Below are 9,652 nucleotides of genomic sequence, written 5' to 3' on the forward strand. Positions count from 1 at the left end.
TGAGGTTTCGTCAATTAAATATTTGTACCATTCTTCGAGTCCGTCGTGATGCTCTTTTTTATTCCAACCATTTGAAAGGCCCCAATCTTTACTTCTCGCTGAAACCATCGCACATGTAAGGTCATGTTTTTTGACGGTTGCGAATTCCTCAACGGTCAATAACTCAATTGATTGCAAACCAATATTACGGGCAGATTTGCATAGAGCATCAAGCTCAATTGAATTGTAGCACCAACGACACACCGAGTGATTGATGCGACCCTTGAGGGAAGTACCCATTTCGTGATTTGCGGCATTAATTCGAGAAGCCATAGCTCCCGTAAGAGCCACGGTAGCGACACCTCCAACAATTTTTTTCATGGCGTTTCTGCGAGAAGCGTTATTTTCCATAATAGATAAATAGAAGTAATTGAAAAATTAGGTAATTTTAAATAAAAAAAACTACTATAAACAACATTTTACCTAAAACCACTTATAAATATAATAAATTTCATAGTTTAGCGTATTTGATTATGAAAGTGAAGAGAGCAATTTTTATCAAAAACCATTACCCAAAACCATTATAAATAAGCACCCAATGAAAACTACCTCAAAAATCCTTATTTTATTCTTACTTAGTCTTATAGCCACTTCTTGTTTCAAAAAACTCAAAGAAGACCTCACACCCGATGGCACAGCAAGTATTGTTGCCAATGGAACTATTGTAGATTTAGGCAAGCCAACTGCTGTAACACTTTTGGGTGTAGTAACGGTTGAAGCACTTAAAAATAAAAGTGGTTTTACATTACTTTTAAATAAAACAGATATAAAAGCTGGAAAAACATATGATTTAAAAAGTTCGACGGGTGTTTTTACGTTTTTGAATGAAGGCACTTATTATGTACCTAATACTGGTTCTTTAGAAATTACCAAATTTACGGATAATAAAATTGTAGAAGGAAAATTCAATTTTGAAGGTGCGGCTGTAGGGAGCATTAGCAAAAGAATGACTGCAACAGGAACTTTTACCGTAAATATTATTTTTTAAATCTAATTTTAAATGAGTAGAATCGATAAAAATATTTTCAAAGCGTGGTGAAACTTTCGCCACGCTTTGTTTTGTATAAAATTATGATTCGATGCAAATTTTTAGAGAATATCAATCTCGAAACTACTCTAGCGGAGAAGGTTTAGGCAACTGTCGCTCGGTGCAGTTTAGGTGAGAATTTTCATCCTCCAAAATAATTTTCGAAGCACCATAATTATTAACATTGTCATCAAAAAAACACATAACTTGCTGATAATCAAATATTTAAATTTTCAATTAGTAAATCATAATTTTTTTCTCATCTTGGCTGAACGGTGGCATAATTTTAGGTGTTATTTATTGAGATTGCATATCGCTTGGATAAAACTCGTATTAATTTGACTTTTTTTTATGAATAAGGACTTTTTCCAACATATTTTTGATAAACATCAACAAGCAGAGCCTGTTCCGCCTACTAAAGAAATTGCGGCTTGGACTCTCCGAGTTATACGTTTACTTTTTCCAGAGCAAACGAAGGAATATTTTCGTTCGGAAGAAGAAATTGAGATTCAGTTTAAAAATCTTGAATTGGATTTGAGAAATATTTTGATTTCGACTTATCAATGCAAAGGCTGTAATCCTGAATGGAAAGCAAATGAGTTTATTGAGCGTATTCCAGAGGTTTATCGGATTTTAAAGACCGATATTCAAGCAATTTTAGATGGTGACCCAGCCGCAAAAAGTGAATTTGAAGTCATTAGAGCTTACCCAGGTTTTTTTGCTATTTCATTTTATAGACTTGCTCACGAATTGTACAATTTGGAGATTCCACTTTTGCCAAGAATCTTGACCGAATATGCTCATTCAAAAACTGGAATTGATATTCATCCCGGAGCAAAAATCGACGAATATTTTTTCATTGACCACGGCACAGGTATTGTAATTGGCGAAAGTTGCATCATTGGCAAGCACGTAAAACTATATCAAGGCGTAACTTTGGGTGCATTGAGTGTAGAAAAAACGATGGCAAATACCAAACGACATCCAACAGTTGAAAATAATGTTGTGATATATTCGGGGGCAACGATTTTGGGTGGAAACACTATTATCGGCGAACATTCGATTATTGGCGGAAATGTGTGGCTCACGAAGTCCGTACCATCCTATTCAACAGTTTATCACAAACCCGAAATTAAAGTAGTAGAAAGAGTAATGAGCTGATAAACAAACAATTACCTATTTTACATTATCAACTTTTCGATAATATATGGCTTCAATCATTGACCTTATTGGTAATACACCATTAGTTGAGTTACAAAAGCTTAACCCAAATCCAAATGTAAAAATTTATGGCAAGCTCGAAGGCAATAATCCTGCGGGAAGTGTAAAAGATCGCCCTGCTCTCAACATGATTCGAAGTGCAATAGAGCGTGGAGATATTAAGCTTGGGATGAAGCTTATTGAAGCAACAAGTGGAAATACTGGTATTGCTTTAGCGATGATTGCAAGGTTATTTGATTTAGAAATCGAGTTAATTATGCCTTCAAATTCTACCCGTGAGCGTACATTAACGATGGAAGCATTTGGTGCAAAAGTAATTTTACTCGATAATATCGAAAAATGCAGAGATTATGCAGAGGAACAAGCAAAAACTGATGAATATTTTATGCTTGACCAATTTGCTAATTCCGATAATTATTTAGCCCATTATAAAACTACTGGCCCCGAAATTTGGCGAGATACCGAACAAAAAGTCACCCATTTTGTGAGTTCGATGGGTACGACGGGTACAATCATGGGAACTTCCATGTATCTGAAAGAGGTAAATCCTGCTATTCAGATTATTGGTTGTCAACCAACTGAAGGTTCGTCAATTCCAGGTATTAGAAGATGGCCAAAAGCATATTTGCCAAAAATATTTGACCCAACTAAAGTCGATAGAGTGATGGACATTAGCGAAACAGAAGCGACTGAAATGGCTCAAAAATTAGCAAAAGTAGAAGGTATTTTTGCCGGAATGAGTTCGGGTGGAGCCGCTTCAGCAGCTATTCGATTGGCTCAAGAATTAGAGTCTGGTATAATCGTTTTTATTTGCTGCGATAGGGGCGATAGATATTTATCAAGTAATTTGTTTGGATAAAATATTCCTATCGAATAGTCAAACGTGCCAAATTCTTACAATTTGGCACGTTTATCTTATCAAAAAATATTCTTTTACTGGCATTTCACCTTAATTAAGGTTTCTGAAAACCTGGCTTTAGCGGGGTCTTTCATAATTAATTTACCATCTTTTCCGTCCATTAATTCTCCTACTTTTACCAATAGTTTATCGCCTTCCAATTTAAAAATCTTTTCTTCAGACTGATTACTCCCTTCAATCATATAGTCGTAATCAGCTATGATTTCATCACCTATTTTTTTACCTTTCAATGTACCTGATGCACCATCTTTTTCCCAAGGAGTCCAGTTCATTTCACCCGATACGGCATCGCCATTGATTATTAATTTGACGGTTGTAATATCTTTATTAAGCTTTTGCTCAAAGCAAAGTGTTTGTTCCATAATAACTGGCTTGGTTGCAGTTGCAACAGTATCAACCGAACTCATAGTTTTTGAGTCAGCGGTTTCAGTTTTATTTGATTGACAAGCTGATAAAACAAGAAGTAATACAAAAGAAATTTTTCTCATGTTAGATTAAGTTTGAAGTTTATAGAATAATTTTCACAAAATTAGTTGTTTTATTGGAACATTTCAGTTCAAAAATGAGAAATCGTTGGGGTAGATGGGCGGAGAAGAATGAAGAGTAACTATTAGAATAAATGTTGCATAAAGTTGTGCAACGTTTATTCTGTGTTTACCAAATCGTTACAACCTCATTCATTTCCAAATAAACCAGCATCATTTCTACTTTTTCGTACCCCATTTGATTGTATAACTTACCATAACTTCTAATTTGTTCGGCATATTTATGTTGAAGTTTGGGGTCATTACTTTTGCCAGTTTTATAGTCAATAATATAAACGATTCCGTCTTTTATTACCACACGGTCAGGTCGTTGAATATCGCCATTGGGTAATAAAATTTCTCTTTCATTGTCAATTTGTAATCCTGCTTCAAAAAGTGGCAATAATTCAGGTAAATTAATCACTTTTTCTATCGCTTCTCGAATATTTTCTCCTTCTTTTTGGCTAATAATTCCCTCAAATTCTAAGGCTTGAATGGCTTTTGGTACATCATTTTTTGTTTTGATTTTAGCAAAAGCCTCGTGTACTTTATTTCCTTTATCTTTACTTTTGTCTAAAGTTTCGAGGTCAAATATTTTATCAGAAGTTCGTCGTAAACGAAGGCGGTCGCTGCGATCTTCGCTGATAATTTTTGGCAAACGAATGATTTCTTGAACTTCTTTTTTGGGTGTAAATTTCTTAATAAAACGCCCTCGATTGAGTTCATAAATATTTTCTTCTGGATTAAATCTATCTTCTGATTCCAAAAAATCTCGCATCAACTCCCCTACTCCTTGTACTTTTTTATGGTGACTTTTCTGCGAAAGCACGAAGAGTTTATCAGCCGCACGAGTGAACGCCACATACAACATATTGAGGTTTTCGAGGAAAGTTGCTTGCATTTCAGAATCATATTGTGCTGATAATTCGGTCATACCCAATTTATCATTTAATTTGATTGGCGATGCTAATAACTTCACACTTTCACCTTCTTTTTCACAGGTAAACTCTTGATAATCAAGCGATTCTAAGTCTCCCCAAACTTCTGAATAATTATTTGGTTTGAATGACCATTGAGCATAAGGAATAATTACGACTGGATATTCTAAACCTTTCGAGCGGTGAATTGTCGTAATTGTAATAGCATCTTGCTCAGATGGGGATTTGACCGAAAGTGCAGAAGAATCTTTTTTCTCGTCCCAAAACTTCAAAAAATCTTGCAAGTGATTACTTTCTTTCAAGCTATAATTCAACACCACATCCAGAAATCTAAAAAGATAAGATTTTCGGTCAGTACGCTCAAAAAGCCCGAAAGTATGAATGATTTTCTCGGTCAATTCATAAATACCCGCTTTATTTAAACTTATCGGATTTAGCTCAAAACCATGTTTAGAAAAAAGCAAATAAAACTCCGAAATATGAGGAGCATCAACGGCTGCCGAAATCAAATTATTTGCTTGATTATCAGGTATTTGCCCTAAAATAGTTTGATGAAACAAATACGAAACTTCCGACTTTGCCAAACGATTGTCAGGCTGATTGACAACTCGCATAAAAGCAACCAATAAACGAACAATCGCAGAGTTTTTGAGCAAAAGCGAATCACGAGAAATGATATTATAATTAGCATCGGTCAAGAAATTTGCCATTGCCGACGATTCTTTGTTTCGGCGACAAAGAATCGCAATATCACCCTGTGAATAACCTTCTTGCAAGGCTGCTTCAATTAGTTCAACGGTGCGAGCCAGCATCGAATCTTCGCCTTTTATGTATTCCAAAAACTCAATTTGAATTTGTCCACCAACCAAAGCTTTTGATGGAATTTCCTGCAAATAATCAGCGTAAACATCGGGCAAAAAACTATAAGTTGGTGTATGTTTTTCGAGAATTGAGGCAAAAAATCGATTGTTAAAATCTATGATTTCTCTCGCACTTCGGTAGTTAGTCGTAAGCGATTTTGGATTAATATATTGAGCAACCGACATAAATTGCTCGACCTGAAAATCTTTAACTAAAACATTGTTCAACAGAGGTTTGATATCGCCTTTAAATAAATAAACGATAAGTTCCATCTTGCCGCCACGCCAACGATAAATAGCTTGTTTGGCATCGCCCACAATGAGATTGAAATGGTTATTTGCCAACGAGTTTTCGATAAGTGGTAGCAAATTATAAAACTGCATATCCGACGTATCTTGAAACTCATCAATCAGCAAATGATTGTATCTTTCACCGATGCGTTCGTAGATAAATGGCACTGGTTCAGATAAGATAATTTGCAGAATTTTGCGGTTAAATTCAGCAATAAATACTTGATTTTTTTCGTCTAAAACTTCATCAAATTCCTTCTTAATTTTCTTCAATAAAGACAATTTTCGAAGGTTAGGTTTTAGCAGACTAAGAAGCGTATATTTTTTAAGGTTTTTCTCCTTAAACTCCTGCATTTCATAGAAAATCTGGCTCAAATCTTCTTTGATTGAATCAATGGCGTTTTGAGTAGGAATTGGAGTTTTGGCGGTGTACCATTTGTCGTCATTGATGGCGGCCCAATGATAAGAATTAGGCGATTTATCCTTTTTTTTATAATATTCTTCCTCAAAATCTTCTCGCATATTATAAAAATATCCGCCAATTCCTTTGGCTTTTTGAGTAAAATCATCTACGCTAAGTCCTTGATTTTCAATGTATTGTATCCCTTTTTCGGCCAATGATTCAATTTCGTTTTCAAACCATTTGAGGTAGGCATAAATATTATTCGAAATCGCCCAAAAGTCTTTAGGTTCGAGATTGTCTAATTTGATAAGTGAAGCATAAAATTGGTCGTTTATCAGATGTTTGCCAAACTTTGCCAGTTCATCAATAACAAAATTCCAACTTTGACCGTCGTTTACTTTTTCGCCAATAAAATTTTCTAAGATTCGGGTAATATCTCGGTGTTCGTCATCGCCTGCTTTTTCAATCAATCGCTCTACGGCTTCGGTCATTACTCGGTCGGTATCGAGCACGATTTCATAATTGAACGGCAAACCCAAATCTTCCGTAAAAGCACTCACCAATTGGTTTACAAAACTGTCAATTGTTTTGACGGCAAAGTCTGAATATTCTTGAATGATATGATTGAAAACCGCCACCGCACGAAATTGAATCGTGTCTGCGGGCAATTTTGTTTCCTCGACTATCATAAGAAACATTGCCCAAAAATTTGAATTTTCATTGAAATTTGTTGAATCTGCCATTTCTTTCAAAGCCGACAAAATTCGGTCTTTCATTTCGGCAGCGGCATCATTGGTGAAGGTAATTGCTAAAATTCGCTTATAATAATACGATTTATCACTTCCAAGAGCCAATTTGAGGTATTCTTTGGTGAGCGTAAAAGTCTTTCCTGACCCAGCCGAAGAGCTATAAATATTGAATTTTGACATAATTATTATTGCGGTGTTCTTTTCTTCCCGAACGTAAAACCTACAAAGTATTGTTAAACCTGCAAGGTCTTGGCGACCTCGTCTCTTTCAGACCTTACAGGTTTATATGGGAATTAATGAGACTCTCGCTTCACTTCATGTCCTGATTTTCCAACTAAAAAATCTAAATCTGCACCTTTATCTGCTTGCATTACGGTATTGACAAATAGCTTCGTATAACCACGGTCATAACCTAAATCAATTGGTTTCCAGTTTTTACGGCGTTCGGCAAGCTCTTCGTCTGAAACGTGCAAATGAATGCTACGATTTGGTACATCAACTTCAATTTCATCGCCGTTTTGTACTAAAGCGAGGTTTCCACCAACAGCCGATTCGGGTGAAGCGTGCAAGAAAACCGTTCCATAAGCTGTACCGCTCATGCGAGCATCCGAAATACGAACCATGTCGGTTAAGCCTTTTGCTAATAATTTTGTGGGTAATTGCATATTGCCCACTTCTGGCATTCCTGGATAACCTTTAGGACCAACATTTTTCAAAACCATTACCGAAGTTTCGTCTATTTCCAAATTAGGATCATCAATGCGGGCATGATAATCTTCTATTGTTTCAAATACTACCGCTTTACCTTTATGTTGCATCAAATGTGGCGATGCTGCCGATGGCTTAATCACTGCCCCATTTTCGCACAAATTACCTTTTACAACGGCAATACCGCCTTCACGCAAAATTGGATTTTCTGAAGTTGAGATCACATCTTCATTCCAAATTTTTGCACCTTTTGAATTATCAACTAAACTTTTACCATTGACTGTGATGGCTTCTTTGTGTAAAAATCCAGCCATTTCTTTAATGACTGCAGGAAGCCCACCCGCATAATAAAAATCTTCCATCAGATATTTTCCTGAAGGCATAAGATTGAGCAAAAACGGCATTTTGCTACCAATATCGTCAAAATCTTGAAGGTTCAAATCAACGCCAATTCTTCCTGCAATAGCCAAAAGGTGTAAAACTAAGTTGGTTGACCCACCCACAGCAGCATTCATGATAATGGCATTTTCAAATGCGTCACGCGTCAAAATTTTTGACAATGTGAGGTTTTCTTTCACCATTTCTACCGCACGCATGCCCGACATGTGAGCCAAAACTTTTTTGCGAGAATCGGCGGCTGGAATCGCCGAAGCACCGGGAAGTGTCAAACCTAAAGCTTCGACCATTACAGCCATTGTTGAGGCTGTTCCCATTGTTGAGCAATGCCCTATGCTTCGACTCATGCACGATTCGGCTTCTTCAAACTCTTCGGGTGTCATTCTGCCCATTTTTAAATCGTCGGCAAAACGCCAAACGTCAGTGCCCGAACCAATGGCTTTTCCTTGAAAACGTCCATTGAGCATTGGGCCACCTGGCACAACGATTGTGGGCAAATCGCAACTTGCTGCACCCATCACAAGCGAAGGTGTGGTTTTGTCGCAACCTGTCAATAGAACTATAGCATCGAACGGGTTTCCACGAATACTTTCTTCTACGCTCATGGAAGCCAAATTTCGATAAAGCATGGCGGTTGGACGAATGATTGTTTCGCCCAAAGACATTACTGGAAATTCCAATGGAAATCCACCAGCTTCATACACTCCATTTTTTACTACTTGAGCTAATTCTCTAAAATGCCCATTACAGGGCGTTACTTCTGACCAAGTATTACAAATGCCAATGACTGGTTTTCCTTTAAATTGATGTGCTGGGTATCCTTGATTTTTCATCCAACTACGGTAAATAAAACCGTCTTTCCCTCCTTTTCCGAACCAATCTTGGCTACGTAATTCTTTGTTTTCTTGATTAGGCATGATATATTTTATAATTTATTGACTCAAAATTAATAAGAAGAGTTATAAAGGTATTACTTGGTGATTAAATATCAACTAATTAACTTATAATATTACACCTTATTAACTATCTACCTTGTATCTACAATTATGTATTATTTTCTGCGTTTTTAGAAAAAGACAAGAAATTTCTATCAAAAATCCTTACTTTTTTGTTGTTTTGCACCAATATTATAAATTTTGTAGGAAAATAGTAAGAATTAATCAAAAAAAAATAAAAACATGAACTTATTTGATACGTTGAACGAGGCCCTGAATGATGAAGTTGTATCAAAAATTGCCAAACTTTCTGACGAAGAACCAGAAAAAACGAAAAAAGCGTTAGATGGTATTTTTTATACATTAATAGCAGGTTTAGTTCGCCGAACAGGCAGTATGATGAGCGTAAGTATGCTCTATAATCAAGTACAAAAAGGGAATCAAGGAGGCGAATTGATTGGAGATGTTATGCCTTATTTGAACAAAAAAGAGAAATTAGACTCAATCTTGAAAATTGGTGATGGTTTGGTTAGTCAGATTTTTCCTGCCTATAAAAGCCCTTTGGTGAGTATGATTGGTACTTATGCTGGTATCAAGAAAAACTCTTCTACTATGTATTCGAGTTTGGCAGCTCCAATTTTG

7 protein-coding genes and 1 pseudogene are annotated in these 9,652 nt (G+C 36.2%); 4 read left to right on the forward strand and 4 right to left on the reverse strand.

Annotation, left to right across the window (positions count from 1 at the left end; all coding sequences use genetic code 11):
• A pseudogene (locus tag ACH2CJ_RS16775) lies at positions 1-390 on the reverse strand (hydroxypyruvate isomerase); the annotation flags it as partial.
• A 187-nt stretch (positions 391-577) separates the two neighbouring features.
• Here ACH2CJ_RS16775 and ACH2CJ_RS16780 point away from each other — a divergent pair.
• The 3 genes from ACH2CJ_RS16780 to cysM all read left to right on the forward strand — a co-directional run bounded on the left by ACH2CJ_RS16780 (position 578) and on the right by cysM (position 3,146).
• Positions 578-1,027: a hypothetical protein gene (locus ACH2CJ_RS16780; protein WP_394994211.1), complete on the forward strand. Its 450-nt coding sequence runs from the start codon at positions 578-580 to the stop codon at positions 1,025-1,027.
• A 390-nt stretch (positions 1,028-1,417) separates the two neighbouring features.
• Positions 1,418-2,227: a serine O-acetyltransferase EpsC gene (epsC, locus tag ACH2CJ_RS16785; RefSeq protein WP_394994213.1), complete on the forward strand. Its 810-nt coding sequence runs from the start codon at positions 1,418-1,420 to the stop codon at positions 2,225-2,227.
• Between the two features lie 46 nt (positions 2,228-2,273).
• Positions 2,274-3,146: a cysteine synthase CysM gene (gene cysM / locus ACH2CJ_RS16790; protein WP_394994215.1), complete on the forward strand. Its 873-nt coding sequence runs from the start codon at positions 2,274-2,276 to the stop codon at positions 3,144-3,146.
• A gap of 74 nt (positions 3,147-3,220) precedes the next feature.
• On the opposite strand, the gene ACH2CJ_RS16795 is transcribed toward cysM, so the two are convergent.
• From ACH2CJ_RS16795 to ACH2CJ_RS16805, 3 genes are all read right to left on the reverse strand, one after another.
• A complete protein-coding gene (locus ACH2CJ_RS16795) occupies positions 3,221-3,694 on the reverse strand; it encodes a hypothetical protein (protein ID WP_394994217.1) in 474 nt (157 codons plus the stop codon).
• 166 nt (positions 3,695-3,860) lie between these two features.
• Positions 3,861-7,202 carry a UvrD-helicase domain-containing protein gene (locus tag ACH2CJ_RS16800; protein WP_394994225.1) on the reverse strand — a complete coding sequence of 1,114 codons (3,342 nt, stop codon included), beginning with the start codon at positions 7,200-7,202 and terminating at the stop codon, positions 3,861-3,863.
• Between the two features lie 62 nt (positions 7,203-7,264).
• Entirely contained in the window at positions 7,265-8,992 is a 1,728-nt protein-coding gene (locus tag ACH2CJ_RS16805) for an IlvD/Edd family dehydratase (RefSeq protein ID WP_394994220.1), read from the reverse strand.
• A gap of 261 nt (positions 8,993-9,253) precedes the next feature.
• Here ACH2CJ_RS16805 and ACH2CJ_RS16810 point away from each other — a divergent pair.
• Positions 9,254-9,652, forward strand: a 399-nt coding sequence (locus tag ACH2CJ_RS16810) for a DUF937 domain-containing protein (RefSeq protein ID WP_394994223.1), incomplete at its 3' end; no start/stop codon positions are given.

Source organism: Emticicia sp., from assembly GCF_043780375.1.
In the GTDB taxonomy this organism is placed as follows: Bacteria; Bacteroidota; Bacteroidia; order Cytophagales; family Spirosomataceae; genus Emticicia.